16 protein-coding genes and 1 pseudogene are annotated in these 21,061 nt (G+C 75.0%); 5 read left to right on the top strand and 12 right to left on the bottom strand.

Annotation, left to right across the window (positions count from 1 at the left end):
- The first annotated feature begins 142 nt into the window (after positions 1-142).
- A complete protein-coding gene (locus B056_RS0101280) occupies positions 143-1,939 on the top strand; it encodes a DEAD/DEAH box helicase (protein WP_018500093.1) in 1,797 nt (598 codons plus the stop codon).
- Between the two features lie 112 nt (positions 1,940-2,051).
- Here B056_RS0101280 and B056_RS0101275 read toward each other — a convergent pair whose 3' ends face one another.
- Positions 2,052-2,909 (bottom strand): peptidylprolyl isomerase, encoded by an 858-nt coding sequence (locus B056_RS0101275; RefSeq protein WP_018500092.1) that lies wholly within the window; start codon positions 2,907-2,909, stop codon positions 2,052-2,054.
- A gap of 400 nt (positions 2,910-3,309) precedes the next feature.
- Between B056_RS0101275 and serS the strand changes: the two genes are divergently transcribed.
- Positions 3,310-4,572: a serine--tRNA ligase gene (gene serS, locus B056_RS0101270; protein WP_018500091.1), complete on the top strand. Its 1,263-nt coding sequence runs from the start codon at positions 3,310-3,312 to the stop codon at positions 4,570-4,572.
- Between the two features lie 213 nt (positions 4,573-4,785).
- Here serS and B056_RS0101265 read toward each other — a convergent pair whose 3' ends face one another.
- The 5 genes from B056_RS0101265 to crtI all read right to left on the bottom strand — a co-directional run bounded on the left by B056_RS0101265 (position 4,786) and on the right by crtI (position 10,940).
- Complete coding sequence (locus B056_RS0101265) at positions 4,786-5,793, bottom strand: phytoene/squalene synthase family protein (RefSeq protein WP_018500090.1); 1,008 nt, start codon at positions 5,791-5,793, stop codon at positions 4,786-4,788.
- A gap of 110 nt (positions 5,794-5,903) precedes the next feature.
- Positions 5,904-6,863: a VWA domain-containing protein gene (locus B056_RS0101260; protein WP_026239198.1), complete on the bottom strand. Its 960-nt coding sequence runs from the start codon at positions 6,861-6,863 to the stop codon at positions 5,904-5,906.
- Positions 6,860-8,065, bottom strand: a complete 1,206-nt coding sequence (locus B056_RS0101255) for a DUF58 domain-containing protein (RefSeq protein ID WP_018500088.1) — start codon at positions 8,063-8,065, stop codon at positions 6,860-6,862. Before B056_RS0101255 ends, B056_RS0101260 begins: the two co-directional genes overlap by 4 nt.
- Positions 8,062-9,267, bottom strand: a complete 1,206-nt coding sequence (locus B056_RS0101250; RefSeq protein ID WP_018500087.1) for an AAA family ATPase — start codon at positions 9,265-9,267, stop codon at positions 8,062-8,064. Before B056_RS0101250 ends, B056_RS0101255 begins: the two co-directional genes overlap by 4 nt.
- Positions 9,268-9,419: 152 nt before the next feature.
- Complete coding sequence (crtI, locus tag B056_RS0101245; RefSeq protein ID WP_026239197.1) at positions 9,420-10,940, bottom strand: phytoene desaturase family protein; 1,521 nt, start codon at positions 10,938-10,940, stop codon at positions 9,420-9,422.
- 372 nt (positions 10,941-11,312) lie between these two features.
- Here crtI and B056_RS0101240 point away from each other — a divergent pair, with 372 nt between their 5' ends.
- A complete protein-coding gene (locus B056_RS0101240; RefSeq protein WP_018500084.1) occupies positions 11,313-11,999 on the top strand; it encodes a DUF4097 family beta strand repeat-containing protein in 687 nt (228 codons plus the stop codon).
- A 101-nt stretch (positions 12,000-12,100) separates the two neighbouring features.
- Positions 12,101-13,003, top strand: coding sequence for a methylenetetrahydrofolate reductase [NAD(P)H] (gene metF / locus B056_RS0101235; protein WP_035749742.1), 903 nt, complete (start codon positions 12,101-12,103; stop codon positions 13,001-13,003).
- A 46-nt stretch (positions 13,004-13,049) separates the two neighbouring features.
- On the opposite strand, the gene B056_RS0101230 is transcribed toward metF, so the two are convergent.
- A complete protein-coding gene (locus B056_RS0101230) occupies positions 13,050-13,301 on the bottom strand; it encodes a hypothetical protein (RefSeq protein WP_018500082.1) in 252 nt (83 codons plus the stop codon).
- Between B056_RS0101230 and B056_RS0101225 the strand changes: the two genes are divergently transcribed.
- A complete protein-coding gene (locus tag B056_RS0101225; RefSeq protein ID WP_018500081.1) occupies positions 13,264-14,031 on the top strand; it encodes a CDP-alcohol phosphatidyltransferase family protein in 768 nt (255 codons plus the stop codon). The two genes, B056_RS0101230 and B056_RS0101225, sit on opposite strands and share 38 nt — an antisense overlap.
- Here B056_RS0101225 and B056_RS0101220 read toward each other — a convergent pair.
- From B056_RS0101220 to B056_RS0101200, 5 genes and pseudogenes are all read right to left on the bottom strand, one after another.
- Entirely contained in the window at positions 14,015-15,586 is a 1,572-nt protein-coding gene (locus B056_RS0101220) for a phytoene desaturase family protein (RefSeq protein ID WP_018500080.1), read from the bottom strand. The two genes, B056_RS0101225 and B056_RS0101220, sit on opposite strands and share 17 nt — an antisense overlap.
- 497 nt (positions 15,587-16,083) lie before the next feature.
- A pseudogene (locus B056_RS43845) lies at positions 16,084-16,593 on the bottom strand (glycosyltransferase family 2 protein); the annotation flags it as partial.
- Positions 16,594-16,772: 179 nt separating this feature from the next.
- Complete coding sequence (locus tag B056_RS0101210) at positions 16,773-17,684, bottom strand: carotenoid biosynthesis protein (protein ID WP_018500078.1); 912 nt, start codon at positions 17,682-17,684, stop codon at positions 16,773-16,775.
- 89 nt (positions 17,685-17,773) lie between these two features.
- The gene (locus B056_RS0101205; RefSeq protein ID WP_020572250.1) at positions 17,774-18,385 is read right to left on the bottom strand and encodes a GNAT family N-acetyltransferase; all 612 of its coding nucleotides are present in this window, start codon (positions 18,383-18,385) and stop codon (positions 17,774-17,776) included.
- A 91-nt stretch (positions 18,386-18,476) separates the two neighbouring features.
- Positions 18,477-20,906: an FAD-binding oxidoreductase gene (locus B056_RS0101200; RefSeq protein ID WP_020572249.1), complete on the bottom strand. Its 2,430-nt coding sequence runs from the start codon at positions 20,904-20,906 to the stop codon at positions 18,477-18,479.
- Between the last annotated feature and the right edge of the window lie 155 nt (positions 20,907-21,061).

The following is a 21,061-nucleotide window of genomic DNA, read 5'->3' as shown; positions in this document are numbered from 1 at the left end:
GGTCCTTCGGTGACAAGAAAGCGACAAATCATGGCACCGGTTGAGCTGCTCACAGACTGAGCCGCCCACAGGGAGTGGCCGGGTGGCGCCGCGGTGCGCGGTGTCGTCGCCGGCTCGGCGCACCACCATAGAGTCTGATGTCGTGAGAGTCGGACCCCTGCCATCAGGCTCCAGCGGGCGCGGCCCCCGTGCGCGCGGCGAGGCCCGGCCCCTGCGGGCATGGCAACACGCAGCCCTGGAGACCTACCGGTCGCGCAGCGCGTCCGGCGGCCGTGACTTCCTGGCCGTCGCGACCCCGGGTGCCGGCAAGACGACGTTCGCGCTGGAGATCGCGGCCGACCTGCTGGCCGCGGGCGAGGTGCGCGCGGTGACCGTGGTCGCCCCGACCGAGCACCTCAAGCGGCAGTGGGCCAACGCCGCCTCCGCGGTCGGGATCGACCTGGACCCGAACTTCCGCAACTCGGCCGGCGCCACCGCGTCGGACTACACCGGGGTCGCGGTCACCTACGCCCAGGTCGCCGCGCACCCCGCCCTGCACCGGATGCGAACCGCCGCGCGCCGGACACTGGTGATCCTCGACGAGATCCACCACGCGGGCGACGCCCTGTCCTGGGGCGAGGCGGTCCGGGAGGCGTTCCAGCCCGCCGCCCGCCGGCTGGCGCTCACCGGAACCCCGTTCCGGTCCGACGTCAACCCGATCCCATTCGTGACCTACCTGCCCGACGCCGAGGGGGTGACGCGCAGCGTCGCCGACTCCTCCTACGGTTACGCCGAGGCGCTGCGCGACGGCGTGGTCCGTCCAGTGCTCTTCCTCGCCTACTCGGGCGAGATGTCCTGGCGTACCAGCGCTGGCGCGGAGCTCAGCGCCCGGCTCGGCGAGCCGCTGAACAGCGAGCAGACCGCGGCGGCGTGGCGCACCGCCCTCGACCCCCGCGGGGACTGGATGCCCGCGGTCCTGGCCGCCGCCGACACCCGGCTCTCCCAGGTGCGCCGGGGCGGGATGCCCGACGCCGGCGGCCTGGTCATCGCGACCGACCACACCAACGCCCGCGCCTACGCCGGTCTGCTGCGGCGGATCACCGGGGTGTCTCCCGTGATCGTCCTCTCCGACGACCCGACCGCCAGCACGAAGATCGCCTCCTTCCGCGAGTCGGCGGACCGCTGGATGGTCGCCGTCCGCATGGTCAGTGAGGGCGTGGACGTCCCCCGCCTGGCGGTCGGCGTGTACGCCACCTCGGCCTCGACGCCGCTGTACTTCGCCCAGGCTGTCGGCCGGTTCGTCCGCGGCCGCGGACGCTCGGAGACGGCCTCGGTGTTCCTGCCCAGCGTCCCGTCGCTGCTGGCGCTGGCCGGCGAGATGGAGGTCCAGCGCGACCACGCGCTCGACAAGCCACAGCGCGAGCCGGACGCGTTCGACGACGACGCGCTGCGCGAGGCCAACCGCCGCCGCGACGCTCCCGACAAGCCCGACACCCTGTTCACCGCGCTCGGCTCCTCCGCCCAGCTCGACCGGGTGATCTTCGATGGCGGCGAGTTCGGCACGCCGGCAGACTCCGGCTCCCTCGAGGAGGAGGACTTCCTGGGCCTGCCCGGCCTGCTCGAGCCCGACCAGGTCGCGACCCTGTTGCGCCAGCGCCAGGCGGCGCAGCAGGCCGCCGCGGCGAAGGCGCGGCCCGCGGCCGGCGAACCCGTGGTGCCGGCCGCCAGGCAGGGGGAGCCGGGCGCCGCAGACCCGGCCGACCGGCCCGTCCACGAGATGATCGGTGAGCTGCGGCGCGAGCTGAACAAACTCGTCGCCGCGCACTACCACCGCACCGGCAAGCCGCACGGGATGATCCACGCGGAGCTGCGTCGCACCTGCGGCGGTCCGCCGAGCGCCCAGGCCAGCACGGCCCAGCTCCAGGCCCGGATAGACACGATGCGCCGCTGGGCCGGCTGAGTCGCCCCGCCCGCTGCCCCGCTCTGTCGGTCCCGCCCTGTCGGCCCCGGCCCGGACGGTCAGGTCCGGGCCGGGGCCGACAGGGCGATGAGGCCGGTAGGGCGGATCGAGGTCAGGGGCCCTGGGTGATCTCGATCGACTTGATCTGCGGCTTGCTGGCCGGAGCGCCGTCCGACCCGCCGCCCTCGACACCCGGGGACGTCAGCTTGTCCAGGACGTCGAGGCCCTCGGTGATGTGGCCGAAGACGGTGTAACCGCCGGCGAGCCCCGCGGCGCCCTGCTGGCTCGGGTCGGCGTAGTTGATGAAGAACTGGCTGCCGTTGCTGTCCGGCTGGCTGCTGTGCGCCATGGCCAGGACACCCCGGTTGTAGTTCACGCCCTCGGTGTTCTCGTTGGCGTAGCCGAAGCCCGGGCCGCCCGATCCGCTGCCGGTCGGGTCCCCGCACTGCAGCACGTTGATGCCCGCGTCGGCGCCGCCGGTCTGCCGGTGGCACGCTGTGTCGGTGTAGAAGCCCGCCTCGGCGAGCGTGCGCAGCGCGTTGACCGTGCAGGGCGCCTTGTCCGCGTCGAGCGCGGCCGTCATCGTGCCCTGGTCAGTGGTGATGACCATGGTGGCGGGGGCCCTGCTCACCGTGGCGGCGGCGGTCGGCAGCCCCACCGGACGGGACGGGGACTCGCCGCTCGAGGTGTAGACGCAGTCACCGACCTTGCTCGTCTGCCCGGCCGGCACCGCGGGCGCCGCCGACGCCGACGGGCTGGCGGCGGGATCGGCCACGGTGAGCTCGTTGTCGTCCCCGCCGCTGAGCAGGACCGCGGCGATCACCGAGCCGACGATGGCCACCACGGCCACCGCCGCGACGATCGTCAGGCGGCGCTGCCGCCGCTGGTACGCCTGACGGCGGCGCTGCGCCTGGCGCGCCGCCCGCGCGGCGGCCAGCTCGCGCTGCCGCCGTTCCTTCGTGCTCGACACCCTCGCCGGCCTCCCGCTCCTCGTCGGCGTGACTACCGGATGGTCATCAGGTCGTCACCAAGTGATCCGTCGTGATCCGTCCATCAGGTGATCGGCCCCGGTCGGCGATCCTCGTCGGCGTGCCGGCGCCGGTCCGCCACGAGTGTGCGCATCCGGATCTGTGTGCGACCTGTGAGTCGCTCCTGGTCCGTCCAGAACGCGCAGCCCGTCCGGGGCGTCGGTGCGACACGGAACCCGAGGGCGTGACCGGGCGCACCGCCGTCACACAGGGTACGCGGGGGGAATGCCGTGGAAACCGGTGTGCCGGGCCGGGTGGCGGCGGCCCCGGACGGAAGGGGTTCTGGGGGCGCGGCTGATAGCGTCTGCGCACTGGGACCGATACGAAGGCTGACACGAATTCATGCTCGACAAGCGCTTCATCCGGGAAGATCCCGACGCAGTGAAGGAGGCCGTCCGCCTCAAGGGCGTCGACCTCGACGTCGACGAACTGCTCCAGCTCGACCAGGAGAACCGCAAACTGCAGTTCGAGGTCGACGAGGCCCAGGCCCGCCGCAAGTCCTTCGCCAAGCAGTTCGCCAAGGCTGACGAGGCACGCCGCGCCGAGTTGCGTGCCGAGCACGCCGAGTTCGACCGGCAGCTCCGTGACCTGCGCGAGCAGCTCACCCGGACGAGCACGCGGATGGCCGAGCTGATGCTGCTCACCCCCGGCATCCCGTGGGAGGGCGCCCCGGTCGGCCCGGACGAGTCCGCGAACGTGGTGATCCGCACCGTGGGCACCCGGCCGGAGTTCGACTTCACCCCGATCGACCACACCGAGCTCGCCGAGAAGCGCGGCTGGGCCGAGTTCGCCCGGGCCCGCAAGGTCGCCGGCGAGCGGGCGTACGCCCTGGTCGGCGACATGGTCATGCTCGAGCGGGCGGTCCACTCCTACGCCCTCGACCTGCTGCGCGAGCGGGACTTCACCCCGGTGTCGGTCCCCGCGCTGGTCAAGGAGGGCCCGCTCGTCGGCACGGGCATGCTCCCGAAGGCCCGCGAGGAGATCTACGAGATCCCCGCCGACGACGCGTTCCTCGCCGGGACGGCGGAGGTGGCCCTGGTCGGCCTGCACTCCGGGGAGATCCTCGACGCCAGCCGCCTGCCGGTCCGCTACGCCGGCATCTCACCGTGCTTCCGGCGCGAGATCGGCAGCGCCAGCCGGGACGTCCGCGGCCTGCTGCGGGTGCACCAGTTCGAGAAGGTCGAACAGTTCGTCCTGTGCGTGAACGACCCGGCCGAGTCGGCCCGCTGGCACGCCGAGCTGCTGGCGACGGCCGAGCACATCCTGGCCGACCTGGGCCTGCACTACGAGGTCGTCGAGTGCTCGACCGGGGACATGGGCCTGGGCAAGTTCCGGATGAACGACATCAACACGTGGTTCCCCACCCTCGATCGGTTCCGGGAGACCCACAGCTGCTCGACGTTGCACGACTGGCAGGCCCGCCGGGCGAACCTGCGCTACCGCGACGCGGACGGCAACGTGCGTTTCGCGCACACCCTCAACAACACCGCGGTGGCCACCCCCCGCCTGCTGGCCGCGATCATGGAGAATTTCCAGACCGCCGACCACCAGCTCAGGGTCCCGGAGGTACTGCGCCCCTACCTCGGCGGCCGCGCCCTCCTCTGAGCCGCGCCCTGCGCTGGGCGCGGATGCCGAGCTGCCCCGCCAGCACATGGCCCGGCCCACACAACTCACATCGACGACTCGGCGCTCGGGTGGCGAGCCCCACGGCCCGGTCGGCGAATGCGAGTTGCCCCACCGGCGCATGGGGCCCGGCTGCCACAACTCACTTCAGTGGTCCGGTGTTCGAGGCGGGTGGGCAGTTCGGGCAGATGGTGTCTACTTCGGCGAGGCGTGGCGGCGGGAGCGGGTGGCGCGGATCAGGGCGGGGGCCGCGACGGTGACGCGGCGGCTGAGGCCCACGGATACCCGCCGGTCGAGGATCTGGTAGTCGGCGCGTTCGATCTCGTCCAGGATGTCGCCGTAGAGGCGGAACGCGGTCCAGACACAGTCGCGGGACGTCGGGTGCAGCAGCCGGATGCCCGGCCGGGCCGAGCGGAACAGCTCCCGCGCGCGGGCGATCTCGTGGGCCAGCAGCCGGCGGACGGGACCGTCGACCACTCCGGTGGCGAGGCGCTCCCGGGTGACTCCGAACAGGTCGAGGGAGGTCTGCGGAAGGTAGACGCGGCCGCGGCGCAGGTCCTCCCCGACGTCGCGGATGAAGTTCGCGAGCTGGAAGGCGGCGCCGAGGTCGCGGGCGTACGGCTCCGCCGAGGCGTCGACGGGTTCGAGGATGGGCAGCATCTGCAGGCCGATCACCACCGCCGAGCCGTGGACGTAGACCATGAGGTCGTCCCAGGTGGCGTAGCCGGTGACGGTCAGGTCCATCGCCATCGAGGCCAGGAAGGCCTCGAAGTACGCGACCGGCAGGTCGAACCGCCGAATCGTGTGCAGGAAGGCCGGCAGCACTCCGGCCTGGACACCGGCGGCTTCGGCCTCGACCCCGCTGGCCCCGGCCTCGCCGGCTTCGGCCTCGGCACTTCCGGCTTCGGTCACATCCGGGTCGGTGGCGAGCGCGGTGCGGAAGCGGTCGCCCCACTGGCGCAGCCACCGGGCCTTCGCCTCGTCGGTCAGCGTCGAGTCGAGGTCGTCCACGATCTCGTCGGCATACCGCGCGAAGCCGTACAGGGCGTGCACGTGCGGGCGCTTCCACCGTGGCAGCAGGAGGGTCGCCAGGTAGTAGGTGCGCCCGTGGGCGGCGTTCAGCTCGCGGGCGTCGCGGTAGGAGCTGCGCAGGCGCGGATCGGTGATGCCGGCCGCGTCCAGCTCGCTGCGCAGGCCGCTCACGACAGTCAGCGTAGCCGGCGGACCAGGGTCACCGGCGGACCAGGGGCAGGACAGATCGGCGTCACCGGCGGATCGGCGTCACCGGAGACGAGGAGCGGCGTTGCCGGCGGTCAGGGGAGTCGGGAGGACAGCGCGAGCGAGAGCGCGGCGGCGGCCAGCCCGAGGCCGAGGGAGAGTCCGACGAACCAGCCTGTGATCTCCCGGTACTCCGTGCGGTAGCCGATGGAGCTGCCCAGGCCCCGGTAGACGGACTGCAGCTCGTCACCGGAGGTCGCGCGGTGGTACGACCCGCCGGTCTGCTCGGCCAGCTCACGCAGGGCGTCCTCGTTGACCGGCACGGGGATCTGCTGGCCGCCGACGTCGAGGGTGCCGTCCGAGGTGCCGTAGGCGATGGTGTCGACGGGGATCTCGGCGTCACGCGCGGCCGTGGCGGCCTGCGTGTTCGGTCGCCCCCGGGTGGTCTCACCGTCCGAGAGCAGGACGATCGCGGCCGGCGGTGGGGGCTGTCCATCGCCGGAGAGCCGCTGCCCGGCGGTGGAGATCGCCTGCAGGGAGGCGTAGATGCCCTCACCGACGGCGGTCGCCGGGCCGAGCTGCAGCCCGCGGATCCCGGAGCGGACCGACTCCCGGTCGGTCGAGGCGGGAACGAGAACGGCCGCCGAGCCCGCGAACGACACCAGCCCGAGGTTGATCCGCGGCGGGAGCTGGTCGACGAAGGCCTGGGCGCCCTGCTTGGCCGCCTCGAGCCGGGTCGGCGTGATGTCGGTGGCGGCCATCGAGTTCGACACGTCGATGGCCAGGATGATCGTCGCTCGTTCGCGCGGGACCCGTTCGGCCCGGGCCGGGCGGGCCATCGAGATGACCAGGCCGGCCAGGGCGAGCAGCAGCAGCGCCGCCGGTACGTGGCGGCGCCACCACTGCGGGCGGCGCGGCAGGACGCTGGAGAGCAGCGCGGTCGACGACAGCCGCGCGGCATAGACCCGGCGGCGCAGCGAGACCACGACGTAGGCCGCCGTCAGCGCGCCGACGGCGAGGAAGAGCCACAACCAGTGGCCGGCCAGGAAGCTCACGGTGCCGCCGCCCGCCTGCCCCGGCGCCACGCGGGCGCGGCCACCGCCGCGCCGCTCCGGGCCGGGCCGGTGGTCACGGCCGCGGCGCCGGCCCTTGCCGGGCCGGTGGTCACGGCCGAGATCCCGGTTCTCGCCGGGCTGGTGGCCGGCGGGAGTGATCGTGGGCGGCCCGGCGGCCGGGTCGAGTCCACGGGTGGGCGCCGGGCCGCGCCGCGGCTGATCCGGCTCGCCGAGACGAAGCGGACGATGTCGACCAGCCAGTCGGAGTCGGTGCGCAGCACCAGGTGCGCGGCACCCGCCCGGCGCAGCGCGAGGGCGACCTCGGAGCGGTGTTCCGCCGCGGCCCGGCGGTAGCGTTCCCGCACCCGCCGGGAGGAGGTCGGCACCTCCACCAGCGCGCCGGTCTCCGCGTCCACGACCGGCAGCAGGCCCACGTCGGGCAGCGTCAGCTCGGCGGGGTCGAGGACCTCGACCGCGAGGAGCTGGTGGCGCGCCGCGAGCACGCGCATCGGCCGTTCCCAGCCGAGGTCGGTGGAGAGGAAGTCGCTGACGACCACCGCGAGGCCACGGCGTCGGCGCGGGCGGTCCAGGGCGGCGATCGCGGCGGCGAGATCGGTCGCGGCCGTCGGGTCGGGCCGGCGCAGCGGCCGGTCGTGTGCCCCTTCGGGGACTGTCAGCAGGGTCCGCAGCAGCGTTCGCAGGCCCTGGCGGCCGGGTCGGGCGGGGATGACCTGCGGCCCGGCCGGGGTGAGGGCCACGGCTCCCATCCGGTTGCCGGTCCGGGCGGTGAGGAAGCCGACCGCGGCCACCGCGGCGATCGCCAGGTCGCGCTTGCGGACCGAGGCGGTGCCGAACTCCTGGCTGGCCGTCAGGTCGACCAGCGCCCACGTCTCCAGCTCGCGGTCGGCGATCAGGTCGTGCACGTGTGGGACGGTCGTCCGCGCGGTGACCGCCCAGTCCATCCGCCGGACGTCGTCGCCGACGTTGTACTCCCGGCTCTCGGCCTTCTCGGTGCCCTGGCCGGGCAGGAGGCCGAGGTGATCACCGAGCAGCATGCCGTCGAGCCTGCGGGTCACGGTGAGCTCGAGGCGGCGCAGCGTCCGCTCGACCGACGGCGACGTCACAATGGCCTGGGCCGCGGCCCCGGGCCGGCCGGCCGCCGTGGGCCGTGACGCGGCCGGATCCGCGCGGGGAGCCGTCACCGGGGCGATCCGCCGTCGAAGTACTCGGGGAAGCCGGTGCGTGGGTCGGTGCGCCAGCGCCCGGAATGCGTCACCGGTGGGGGGATGTGCCCGCCGCGCCCGGCGCGGTCGGCGCCGGCCTGCTGACGGGGCGCGACCTGGGGGGGCGGTAGCGCGTCGAGGACGCGCCCGGCGATCTCCTCGGCGGTGAGCCCCTCGGCCAGTGCCTCGTAGGAGAGCACCAGCCGGTGTGGCAGGACGTCGAGCGCGACCGCGGACACGTCGTCGGGGACGACGTAGTCCCGGCCGCGGAGCAGGGCGAGTGCCCGGGCCGCGGCGATGAGGCCGAGCGAGGCCCGGGGGGACGCGCCGTACGCGAGGTGCCCGACCAGCTCGGGCAGGTCGACGTCGGCGGGGGAGCGGGTCGCCAGCACCAGGCGGACGGCGTACTCGGTGATCGCGTGGTGGACGAACACGTCGTCCGCGCGGTTCTGCAGCCTGATGAGGGACTCCGGCTCGAGGACGCGCTCGGCCGTGGGCGGCCGCACACCCATCCGCCGGACGATCTCGAGCTCCTCGGCCGCGGTCGGGTACGGGACGTTGACCTTCATCAGGAACCGGTCGCGCTGCGCCTCGGGCAGCGGGTAGACGCCCTCCGACTCGATCGGGTTCTGCGTCGCCAGCACCAGGAAGGGCCGAGGCAGCTTATGGGTGACCCCGCCGAGGGATACCTGCCGTTCCGACATCACCTCGAGCAGCGCCGACTGAACCTTCGCGGGCGCGCGGTTGATCTCGTCCGCGAGAACGAAGTTCGCGAAGACCGGGCCGAGCTCGATGTCGAATGTCTCCCGGCTGCTGCGGAAGATCCTCGTTCCGATGATGTCCGAGGGGACGAGGTCGCTGGTGAACTGGATCCGCACGAACGAGCCGCCGACGACCGTCGCCAGGGTCTGCACGGCCAGCGTCTTGGCGACGCCGGGCACGCCCTCCAACAGGCAGTGCCCCCGGGCCAGCAGCGCGACGAGCATGCGCTCGACCATGTGATCCTGGCCGACGATGACCTTCTTGACCTCGAACAACGCCCGTTCGAGCAGGGCCGCGTCGGTGGCCGCCTCGACCACGGGGGGCTCGGCCGGACGGCTGGCCGCCGCACCCGAGCCGGCGGGCACCCGGACCTCGACACCGGGTGCCGCCACGCCGGGATCGGTCGTCCACTCGTTCATGGCGCCATCCTCCCAGACGCTGTGCGGAATCGAGTGCCAACGGACTCGGGACAGTGTGGTCGGAAGCCTCTTCTAAGACACCCTTCAGGAAGTTCTCACCTAATGCAGTGCCGAAACGCCGGGGCGCGAAACCCCGCTGACACAAAGGGGCGTCAGGGAATAGCCCTCAGTGCTCGCGTGCGGTAGCCGCGATCACGGCCGAGAACCCGCTCGGCGGCCAGCCGGCCCGATATCAGCACCATCGGAACTCCCACCCCCGGCCGGGTCCCGCTGCCGGTGAACACCACGTTGGCCAGTCCCGGCGCCAGGTTGGACGGCCGGAACGGGCCGGTCTGACGGAAGGTGTGCGCCGCCGCGAACGGGGCGCCGGCGGCCATCCCCCGCGCCCGCCAGTCCGCGGGCGTGGTCACCCGCTCGACGTCGATCGACGTCCCGAACCCGGGGTAGCCGGCGCGTTCCAGGGTGGCGACGACCTCGTCGCGGTAGCGCGGGCCGAGGACCGACCAGTCCAGTGGCGCGGTCAGGTTCGGGGTGGGGAACAGGACGTAGTAGCTGTGCCCGCCGTCCGGCGCGGCCGCGGGCTCGGTGACCGACGGCGTGCTGACCAGGAACGACGGGTCGCTCATCAGCTCCCCGCGCCGGATGATCTCGTCGAAGGTGCGCCGCCACGCGCCGCCGAAGTGGATCGTGTGGTGCGTCCCGGACGGGTGGGCGCCCCGGGCGCCGGCGAGCAGCAGGAAGCAGGACGGCGAGTACCGCAGCCGGTTCAGCCGCGGCGGGGCGGCGGAGGCGGGCAGCAGGTCGCGGTAGGCCACCGGGAGGTCCGGGTTGAGGATCACGACGTCCGCCGCCACCCGCTCGCCGGCGGTCGTGTGCACGGCGACCGCCCGCCCGCCGCGGACCTCCACCCGGTTCACCTCGGTGCCGTAGCGGAAGGTGGCCCCGTGCCGGGCCGCCGCCCCGGCCATGGCCGCGGCGACCGCGTGCGGGCCGCCGTCGGCGTGGAAGACGCCGGCCACCGAGTCCATGTAGGCGATCACCGCGTACAGCGCGAGCGCCTCGTGCGGGTCGAGCCCGGCGTACATCGCCTGGAAGGAGAACAGTCGCCGGGTCCGCGGGTCGCGAAGGTACCGTCCGACCACGGTGTCCAGGCGGCGGAACCCGCCGAGCGCCGTGATCCGGGCCAGTGAGGGCCGCAGCAGGGCCAGCGGCGAGTCGACCTGGGCGTCGATGAAGTCACGCATCTGCGCCTGGAACATGCGGGTCGCGAACCGGGTGAACTCCCGGAACCCGGCGGCCTCGGCCGGCCCGCACAGCTCCCGCACCCCCTGCTCGGTGTGCTCCGGGTCGGCCCGGACGTCCAGCTCGGACCCGTCCGCGAAGCGGGCCCGGTACATCGGGTCGAGGCGGCGCAGCGGCAGCCACCGGTCGAGATCCTCGCCCACGCAGTCGAGCGCGTCCGCGACCAGGTCGGGCATGGTGAGGACGGTCGGCCCGGTGTCGAACCGGTAGCCGCCCAGCCGCAGCGACCCCGCCCGGCCGCCGGGGGCGTCGTCACGTTCCAGGACGGTGACCCGCCGGCCCGCGCCGGTCAGCCGGAGCGCGGCCGACAGTCCGCCCAGCCCGGCTCCGACGATGACGACGTGGTCCGTCGGCCCGGTCACTGTTCGCATCGGAGATCCTTTCTGCACCCGCCCGGCCGTCCATCGGGCGGGTGGTCACCGTCTCACCAGGCCCGGCCGGGTCCGCGGTCCGCCCGCCGCCGCGGCCTCGTCGGTGGGGCCACCTCGGTGGGGCAGCCGGGTGCCGGGCCGGTGGCCGCCGCGCGCCGCGCGCGCTGGACCGCCTCCCGGAGCATCCGTCGGCCCGGGCCCGGGCGGCCGTGCGCCGAACATCTCACCGGGGCGGGGGCCTCGGTCCGCGGCCCGGTGTCGGTGGCAGCGGGTAGCGTTCGACCGTCCTGATCGGCGACCCGGTGGGGTCGCCGCGTACCGAGGCCGGGTGGCGGCCGTACAACGGTCGTACCGCGGTCGTGCGGAGGTGTCGTGTCCGATCTCGTCGTCGTCGCGCTCGGCGTCGCGCTGCTGGTGGTGACCGGCAGCGCTCTCGTCCTGCTCCGGATGCCCCCGGAACGGCTCGAGCGCACGGTCGACGAGGTGACGTCCGTGGAGGTCCGGCTCGCCGCCGGCCGGGTCGAGATCGGCGAGTACGACCGGTCGGACGTCGCCGTCGAGATCCTCGCGCGCCGCCGGCCCGGGCGGGCACGGCCGACCATGACCCGCTCGGGCGGTGTGCTGCGGATCGACGGCCGGACGAGCGAGGCGCTGGCCCGGCTGAAGCTGCCGCGCGGGACGAAGGCCCGGGCCGAGGTCCGGCTGGGGGAGATCACCCTCTGGGGCTCCGCCGGTGACCTGGTGCTGGTCACCGAGGGCGGCGGCATCACCGGGCGGGAGCTCTCCGGCGGGCGGGTCAGCGCCCGCAGCCGCACCGGTGACGTCAACCTGCACTTCGACGGCCCGCCGGAGGACCTGTCCGCGGTCAGCGAGGACGGCATGGTGACCCTCGTGCTGCCCGAGGGGGAGTACGCGGTCGAGGCGGAGGCCGGAAACCCGCAGTCCGCCGTCGTCGACCTGGCGAGCGTGCCGGGAGCCGCGCGCCGGGTGCTGGCCCGCAGCGTCACCGGCAGGATCAGGATCAGGTCCGCCTCACCGCGCGGCCCGGTCCGGATCTAGCGCCGATCCGGCGCCCCGCCGGCCGTCGTGGGCCCGGCATGGCCGTGTCCGGGGGCGGGACCCCACCGGATTACTCTCTTCTGCATGACAGGGTCCCTCTCATGACGGCGGTCGGGAGCACGACGCGGATGTCGACCCCAACGGTGGCCGAGTGCCTGGCCTCCGGACGTACCTCCTTCTCCTTCGAGTTCTTCCCACCGAGGACGGCCGAGGGCGAGCGGCAGCTGTGGACCGCGCTGCGTGAGATCGAGGCCCTGCACCCGACCTTCGTGTCGGTGACCTACGGAGCCGGCGGTTCCACTCGGGACGGAACCATCCGGGTCACCGAGCGCATCGCCACCGAGACCACGCTGACACCCATCGGGCACCTGACCGCGGTGAACCACTCGGTGGGCGAGCTGCGGCGGGTCATCGGCGGCTACGCCGGCGCGGGAGTGCGCAACGTGCTGGCCCTGCGGGGTGATCCGCCCGGTGACCCGCAGGCGGAATGGGTGCGCCATCCCGAAGGCCTGGAGTACGCCGACGAGCTGGTGAGCCTGGTCCGCTCCCTGGGGGATTTCTGTGTCGGCGTCGCCGCCTTCCCGGACAAACACCCGCGGTCGCCGGACCTGGAGACCGACGCGCGGTTCCTGGTGCGAAAGCTGGACGCGGGCGCCGACTTCGCCATCACCCAGTTCTTCTTCGGCGCCGACGACTATTTCCGGCTGGTCGAACGCGTACGGCGGCTCGGCTGTGACGCACCGATCATTCCGGGTGTGATGCCGGTTACCAACGTCGCCCAGATCGAGCGCATGGCGCAGCTTTCCGGCGCGGATTTCCCGGCCGATCTCGCGGCCCGGCTGCACGAGGTCGCGGACGATCCCGCCGCGGTCCGGGCGATAGGCATCGAGGTCGCCACCGAGCTCTCCGAACGGCTGCTCGCCGGCGGCGCGCCGGGGCTGCACTTCATCACGCTGAACCGTTCCAGCGCGACCCGCGAGATCTACCAGTCCCTCGGTCGCTGACGGTCCGCCCGCGGCCGTCGGCGATCCCGCCGCGGCCGGTGGCGGTTCAGTCCTGTTCCTCGTAGGCATCGAAGACGCAGAGTAGCCATTCGTCGCGGAAAGTCTGTTCCCGCACCAGCGCGAATCCCGCGTGGTTCGCCGCGTCGATCACGGCGGTCACCAGACCGAGATCGAGAGTGTTGAAGACCGGGGTTATGCGCACGGCCAGTATCACCTGGTCACGGTGCGCGCTGAAAACGTGATCGGGGTCAAGGTCCTCGATGGACTCGACGACACCGGTCGGCTGGTCGGATACCACGACGGAACTCTACGGCGCGGGCACGATGGACGGCGTGCGCACCCCGATACCCGATCGAGACACCTACCTGGTCGAATGGGCCGCGCTACACGGCGGCTACGACCCTCGAAGCGGCGCGCGCCTGATCCGGATCTGGCTTGATCTGGTGTATCGCCTGGCCAGGCCGTTGGCCGTGGCCGGCGTCAGCCCGGGCGCGGTGACGGCGGCGACGGTGGCCGCCACCGCACCTGTGATTCCCGCCGCCTGGGCGGGAGGCCGTTGGGTGCTGGTCTGCCCACTCGTCGTCGTGGCCGGCGGCCTGCTGGACAACCTCGACGGCGCGGTCGCCGTGCTGCGCGCGCGGGTGACGAGCTGGGGCTACGTGCTCGACTCGGCCGCCGACCGGGTCTGCGACGCCGGTTACCTGCTCGCGCTGTGGCTGGTCGGGGCCCCGGTCGCGCTCGTCGTGTCGGCGGGCGGCGCGATGATGATGCTCGAGTACGTGCGGGCCCGCGCGGCCGGCGCCGGGCACGGCGAGATCGGCACCGTGACGGTGGGGGAGCGGCCGACCAGGATCATTCTGGCGGCCGTGGGCCTCGCGCTGGCCGGGACCGTCCCGGCGCACGCGGCCGCGGTGGCCACGGTCACCGCGGCGGCCACGCTGGCGGTGTGCGCCGTCGGGCTCGTCCAGTACCTCGCCTCGGTCCGGGCGGCGTTGTCGGCGGACGGCGGGGTCAGGCCGGGCCGATGAGCTCGGCGACGATCTTCGCGGAGAGCGTGACCAGCGGCAGCCCGCCGCCCGGGTGGGCCGAGCCGCCGACCAGGAACAACCCGGGTACCGGCGAGCGGTTGCGCGGGCGCAGGAACGCCGACCGCGGCCCGTTGGAGGACACGCCGTAGATCGAGCCGCCCACGGAGCCGGTCGCGCGGGCGAGGTCGGCCGGCGAGATCGTCCGGTACCAGCGCACCCGGGCGCGGACGTCGAGCCCCCGCGCGGCGAGCACCTCGAGGACGCGGTGGGCGTAGGCGTCGGCGAGCCCGGGCCGGTCCCAGTCCACACCGGGACCACGCGGCCCGGAATCGGAGCCACCGGAATCGGAGCCGCCGGTCCCGGACCCGGGACCGGCGGCGGCGGTGTGCGGGCTGGCGTTCACCAGGACGAACCACGCCTCGTCGCCCGGCGGGGCGGTCGCCGGGTCGTCCGGCGCGGCGATGTAGACGGTCGGATCCCAGGCCAGCCGGCCGCCGAAGACCGCGTCGAACTCGGCGTCGTAGTCGGCGGGGAACAGCACGGTGTGGTGGGCCAGGCCCGGTGTCCGCCCGCACAGCGCCAGCAGCAGGACGAAGCCGGACAGCGACGGCGCCAGCCGCCGGATCCGCCGCCGGCTGGCCGGGTGGTCGACGAGCGGCCGCGGCCCGGCCCGCCCGGGCGCCGCGGGCGGCGCGCCGTCGTAGAGCCGGGCCGCGTCGACGTCGGACACGACCAGGTCGGCCGCCAGCAGTGTCCCGTCGGCCAGCCGGACGCCGTCCACCCGCCCGCCGGGCGCGCGGGTGATCCGCGCGACCGGCGCGCCGGTGCGGATCACCGCGCCGTGTTCGGTCGCCCGCCCGGCGATCGCCTGCCCGAGCAGCCGCAGCCCGCCCGGGACGTACCAGCCGCCGAACCGGCGCTCCGCGTGCGGGACCGTGACCAGCGCGGCCGGAGCCCGGCGCGGATCCGAGCCGGTGTAGGTCGCGTACCGGTCCAGCATCACGCGCAGCCGCGGATCGGTGAGGTGACGCCGCCCGAGGCCACGCAGGGTGGTGCCGGGCGCGACGGTGGCCAGCCCCAGCGGGCGGCGCGCGGCGGTCCGCGCCAACGCCGCGGCCGAGACCGGGCTGCGCAGGAAGGGCTGTTCGGACACCGCCCAGACCCGGCGGGCGCGCTCGTCGAGGCGCCGCCACTGGGCGCCGGCCCCGGCGCCCAGCTTCGCGTCCAGCTCGGCGTGGAACGCGGTGTCGTCGGCGTGCGCGTTCACCGTCGTGCCGTCGGCGAACCGGTAGGCGGCGATCGGGTCGAGACGGCGCAGCGTGAGCTGCCCGCCGAGCGGCCCGCCGGTGGCGGCGAACAGTTCCTCGAACACCTCGGGCATCGTCAGCAGGGACGGGCCGGTGTCGAACCCGTAGCCGTCGCGTTCATACCAGCCGAGCTTCCCGCCGATCCGCTCCGCCGCCTCGCAGACGGTGACCCGGTGCCCGGCGGCGGCGAGCCGAGCGGCGGCCGCCAGCCCGCCGACGCCCGCCCCGACCACGACGACCGTCGCCACGGTTGCGAGCCTATGCGCGGTCGTCCGTTCCCGGCCGGTGGCCCGTTCCAGCCCGATGGTCCGTTCCCGGCCGGTGGTCCGGTCAGCGCGCGGCCCTTCCAGCGGATGGTGCCGTGCCGGTGCCGCCACCACGACAGCGCCGTCAGGTAGCCGAGCAGGCAGACGGAGACCGGGTGGGCCGCCGCGTCCGGCCAGGCGCGGCCGCCGGTGCGCCGGGCCGCGATCAGCCGGCTCGCCGTGCCGGCCAGCAGGCCGACGAGCCCGGCGCGTGACCCGCGCGCCGCGGCGACCGCCGGGCCGACGAAGAGCCAGCCGAGTACCCCCAGCTGCCCGAGGCTCGCCGCCGGGGTGCCGCCCGCGGCCCACAGCGACTTCGCGTAGCCGTCACGCAGCGGCTGCCAGCCGTCGTACATCCAGGTGACGGCCAGCTCGGTGCCGTCGGCGACCACACCGCGCCCGCCGGAACGCTTCACCGCGCGCAGCAGCTCGATGTCGTCCAGGACGGCCCCGCGGACCGCGTCGTGCCCGCCGGCCCGGCGGTAGGCCGCGGCGTCCACGCAGAGGAACTGGCCGTTGGCCGCGGCCAGCGACGGGCGGGCGGAACGCTCCGCGGCCCGCAGCGGGAGCAGCGCCAGCCACGACCACTGCAACAGCGGCTGCACGAGCCGTTCGACCGCCCCGACGGCGACCTGCCGCGGGTAGGGCGAGACGAGGTCCAGGCCCGATCCGCGCAGCAGGCCCACGGCCCGGGCGAGGCCGTCCGGGGCGAGCGTGACGTCGGCGTCGACGAAGACCAGCACGGTGCCGGTGGCCTGGCCCGCCGCCCGGGCGCAGGCGTGCGGCTTGCCCAGCCAGCCGGCCGGCGGCTCCGGCCCGGTCAGGACCCGCAGGCGTCCGTCCCGCTCGGCGAGCCGGCGCAGGATCCGACCCGTGCCGTCCGTCGAGCCGTCGTCGTAGGCGATCACCTCGAGGTCGGCGACGTCCCGGGAGCCGAGCAGGGCCGTCACACAGGTGCGTACCCGCGCCGCCTCGTCCCGCACGGGCAGGATCACGCTGACCCGCTCCCACACCGGGACGGCCGGCACCGGGACGCGCAACAGCGCCGCGTTCACCGCCGTGTGCGCGGCGACGGCGACGGCTCCGGCCGCGCCGGAGCGCACCAGTGCCGTCGCCAGTCCGCGCCCGCTCACACCTGAGAGCGTGCCAGGCCTCGTTTCCGTGCGGTGCCGGCCCACCCGCGGGCCGCGTCGCGGCGGCTGAGCAGGACGGCGAGGCCGAGCAGCGGGCCCATCGCGGCCCCGCCGGCGAGCGCCACCCCAGGACGGCCGAAGAAGGCCAGATTGGCCAGCACCGAGGAGGCGCAGGTCCAGCAGAGCAGGGCCATCGGCACCCGGTCGTCGGTGGGCGCGACGTCGGTGGGCGCGACGTCGGTCAGCGGCGCCGTCGCCGTCGCCGTCGCCGTCGCCGTCGCCGACGGCGTGGGCGTGGGCGTGGGCGTGGCCGACGGGATCGGCAGGGCGGCCAGCGCGCCGGTGAGCAGCGTGCCGACGAGCAGCCAGCCGGCCGCGTTGCTGAGTGGGATGCCGTTGAGCGCGGGACCGCCGGCGGACCACGTCCAGTAGCCCTCGGCGACCATCTGCGGATCGAGGAAGAGATCCCAGGCGGTGAGGGCGGCACCGCCGACCAGCGCGGTCACGGCCCAGCGCGCGGCCGGTGCCCGCCCGGACGGTGCCCACGCCGGCGAGCGGGCGCAGCGGCGGCCGAGCATCAGCGCCGGCAGGCCCATCATCGCCCAGGCCAGCGGCACGACGACCGGGACACCGGCCAGGTCGGGGCCGAGCGCGGAGCCGTACGCGTAGTGGCCGAACGGCCAGCCGGTGCGCAGCCCGACCGACTCGGCCAGCAGGCCGGTGCCGGCGGCCAGGGCGGTCGCCCCCGCGGCCCACGCGGGCCCGTGGACGGCGGCCGCGTGGCTCACCGCCGCCGCGAGGAAGGCCAGGACCGACAGCACCGTCACGGCCGCCCGGCCGTCCCCGGAGGTCAGCGGATAGGCGATCTGGAGCGTGACGGCCACCGCCGTGGCCAGCCAGGGCAGCATGGCCGCGCCCCGCCGCGGCGGGGCGGCCGGAGGGGGAGCGGCCGGAGGCGGAACGGAACCGGGAGCGGAACCGGCTGGTCCCGACCGGCTCACGGCACCCGGGCGGGCCGGCTCGCCGGAGCGGGCCGCGGCGGGTCGCCGTCATCCCGCCCGGGCAGTTCCTTGCCGAGCACGGCGTACTCGGTGCCGCTGCCGGGGAACTGGAAGTGCGACAGCAGGGGCACGAAACCCTCGCTGGCGTACAGCCGGCGCGCCCGGCTGCCGGGCAGCTCGAGCGCGGAGAGCGCCGCGGTGCGGTGCGGTGCGTCCCGCAGCAGCTCCCGCAGCAGGTCACGGCCGATGCCGTGGCCCTGGTAGCCGGGCAGCACGTGCAGCTCGACGACCTCGAGACAGTCGGCGAGCCAGTGCGCCGCGGTGCTCTCCGCGAGCGCGCCGGCGACGACGTCGTGCCACCACTGGCCGTTCTTGCCGGGCAGGCCGTACGTCATGCCGACCAGCTCGTCGTCCGGGGTGACCGCGGCGACGGCGCGCAGGTCACGGCGGTCGAAGTGGCGGCGGGCGTGCGTCGCCCTGTCCCGGGCGGCGCGCACCGGGTCGTCCTCGTGGTGGTCGAGGAACGCGGCCTTGTAGACGGCGATGACATCGTCGAGCCGGGCCCGCATCCGGGCCGGTGACCACCGCACGATTCGGACGTCGGTCAACAACCTCGCCTCCTGTCGCACCGGGCCATCCGACGATAACGCGCGGCGTGAACCCACCGCCTGTCGGCCGGGACGGGGGCGGCAAACGGTGCTATTGCCGCCCCCCGCTGACGGGCCGGCCGGTCCGGTCACCGGCCATGGCCAGCTGCGCCCACCGCGGGTGGCCGTCGAGCAGGTCGGACACGAGGTCGGCGAGGGCCGGCGCCTGGACCGCCCCGCCGGCGTTGGTCCCGGCCGCGACGACGATCCGCCCGCCGAGCTCCGCCGGGGCGTCGACCACCGGCAGGCCGTCCGCGGTCATCGGCCGCTCGCAGGTGCGCACCTCGCGGACGTCCAGCCGCCCGTCGGGCCCGCGCAGCGTGGGGAAGAGCCCACCGACGGCCGCGATGAGCGCCGTGACCAGCTCCTCGACGGCCGCCGCCGCGCCGTCACCCGTCGTGCCGCCGTCCGTCGTGCCGCCGTCCGTCGTGCCGCCGGTGTCGGCCGGGACGAGACGTTCGCCCCGCCAGGAGGCCAGACCGAGGTAGCCGAAGCCGCCGCTGACGTGGATCATCGACCGGTCGGCGGCGGGTGTCAGGTTGATCACCCCGAGCGGGTCGCCCGCGTGGATCTTCAACGGACGGGTCACCCCCGGGTTCGGCAGGGTCAGCGACACCCCGAGCACGTTGGCGACGCAGCCGGCGTCGGGCCAGCGCGCCCCGAGCAGCCGGTACAGGTCACGGCCGCCGACGGTGAGGACGACCCGGCCGGCCGGCATGACCGTGCCGTCGGCGAGCTCCACCTCGACCGCCGCGCGGGTGGGCCGCAACGCGCGGACCGCGGCCGAGGGGACCACCGGCACCCCCCGGCGGCGCAGCAGGTCGGCCAGCGCACCGGCCAGGTCGTGGATGGCCACGGCGCACCCGTCGACCTCGACGACCCCGCCGCCGCCGCCGGAGCCGGAGCCGGCGGTGGCGAGCGCGGGCCAGTGCCGGCGGGTCGCCGCGACGTCCAGGTCGGTGATCTCGTCGTTCGCCCGGGCCTGCAGCGCGCGGCCGGCGGCGAGCCCGGTGTCGTCGAGGTACAACCGGGCCGGGCGGTTCCCCCGCAGGCACGCGCCGAGGTCGTCGGGCCGGTCCCGGAAGATCTCCTCCCAGCGCCGCAGCCCCAGCCGGTTGAGCGAGATCACCGCCTCGGTGGCGAGGGCGCGCAGCCCGGGCCGGTCGGTGAACCGCTCGAACGCCTCGGCCCAGGCGGCCTCGGGCGCCGAGAGCGACTCCGGCGGGCGCAGCCGCCAGCCACCGTCGGCCGGGGTCCGGGCGAGGACGCCGGCGCGGGTGGCATCGGCGTGCGGCAGGGTCTCGGTCGTGGACAGGTGACGTCCGTTGGTGCCGGCGAAGGTGGTGCCCTGCTCGTCGACCCGGCGGCGGTCGGCCGGCGCCGCGTCGAGCACCACCACCCGCCGCCCGGCCTCGTGCAGCCGCAGCGCGACGGTCAGGCCCACGATTCCGCCGCCCACCACCACGACGGCCTCGGCGGCGTCCCCGCCCGGCCGGGCGGGTGGGCGCGGACGCTCCCGCCGGTCGTCGAGATCGAGGCGGGCGAGGGCGGTCAGGACGGCCTGGTCGAGATCGGCCGCGCACTCCGGGGCGCGCATCGCGGCCGACACGAGGGTGAAGCCGGGCCGGGCCCGCCGCGGGTCGTCCGGGTCGTACCGGCCGGCCAGCAGCGCCCGCACCGGGTCGAGCAGCCGTGGGGCGTTGTCCAGGACGATCTCGAGATCGAGCTGGTCGAAGGCCGCTGTCAGCGCCGGCCCGGTGAACACGTCGGGCTCGCACACCGAGACGATCCGGTGGCCGCCGAACCGCTTGAGCCGCTCGGCCCCGATGAGGCCGGCGGTGGGGTGCTCCCCGTCCGTGGTCAGCGGGACGGCGAGCCCGAGCAGGTCGGCCGCGTCGAGCACGGACTCGACGTCCCGGGCCGCGCGGATGCGTCCCGCGGGCAGCCGCCTGGCCGCCAGCCAGCGGTCGAGGGCGCCGGCGCCGGTCTCGGTCGCGACGCCGGCCTCGGCGGCCAGCGACGGGCTGTACACGATCACGTCGTGGCCGCGGGCGACCGCCTCGCGCGTGACACGGCTGTTGATGTCACCGCTGCCGATCAACCCGACGGTCCCCGGCCGGGCCGGGTCGGCGGCGGTGCGGCGGGGCGCGAGGAGTTCGTCCGCCATGAACCGGGCGACGTGCCGGGCGTTGACCTCCGGGGTGTTGCGCACGGTCACGCCCAGTTCCGCGGCCGTGCCGGTGTCGATCTCGGCCAGTGACGTCCCGCGGCGGAGCACCGCCAGTGCGCGCCGGTCCGGTGCGCGCCGCATGGCCCGCGCCCACCGGCGCAGCGCGTCGCCCGGAACGTGGTTGGCCCCGACGACGAGCGTGTGCGGCCGGTGTTCGACCAGCGCGGCGGCCAGGTCCGCGGGCCGTCCGGCGAGCTCCGGGAGCAGCACCGCGCCGGCCCGGGTGGCCAGCCCGGCGACCCGGTCGGTCACCGGCGTCGCGATAAGGGTCCGCCGCCCGGCCGGGGCGGCGTCGGCGGTGCTCCCGGCCGGTCTCCCGCGTACGGCGGACGGGGCGGAGGGGTCGAGGGACCTTGGCATGCGAGTTACGCCACCCGGGTTGGATCGAACGCGGCCGGCCGCGACCG

Source organism: Parafrankia discariae, from assembly GCF_000373365.1.
GTDB classification, from domain to species: Bacteria; Actinomycetota; Actinomycetes; order Frankiales; family Frankiaceae; genus Parafrankia; species Parafrankia discariae.
This window is presented reverse-complemented; position numbering and strand designations above follow the sequence as displayed.

What these genes read in the sequence shown, in the direction of transcription:
- metF (WP_035749742.1), top strand. Translation starts at nt 12,101, where the DNA reads ATGACGGCGGTCGGGAGCACGACGCGGATGTCGACCCCAACGGTGGCC.
- B056_RS0101225 (WP_018500081.1), top strand. Translation starts at nt 13,264, where the DNA reads ATGGACTCGACGACACCGGTCGGCTGGTCGGATACCACGACGGAACTC.
- serS (WP_018500091.1), top strand. Translation starts at nt 3,310, where the DNA reads ATGCTCGACAAGCGCTTCATCCGGGAAGATCCCGACGCAGTGAAGGAG.
- B056_RS0101210 (WP_018500078.1), bottom strand. Translation starts at nt 17,684, where the DNA reads ATGCTGCCCTGGCTGGCCACGGCGGTGGCCGTCACGCTCCAGATCGCC.
- B056_RS0101250 (WP_018500087.1), bottom strand. Translation starts at nt 9,267, where the DNA reads ATGAACGAGTGGACGACCGATCCCGGCGTGGCGGCACCCGGTGTCGAG.
- crtI (WP_026239197.1), bottom strand. Translation starts at nt 10,940, where the DNA reads ATGCGAACAGTGACCGGGCCGACGGACCACGTCGTCATCGTCGGAGCC.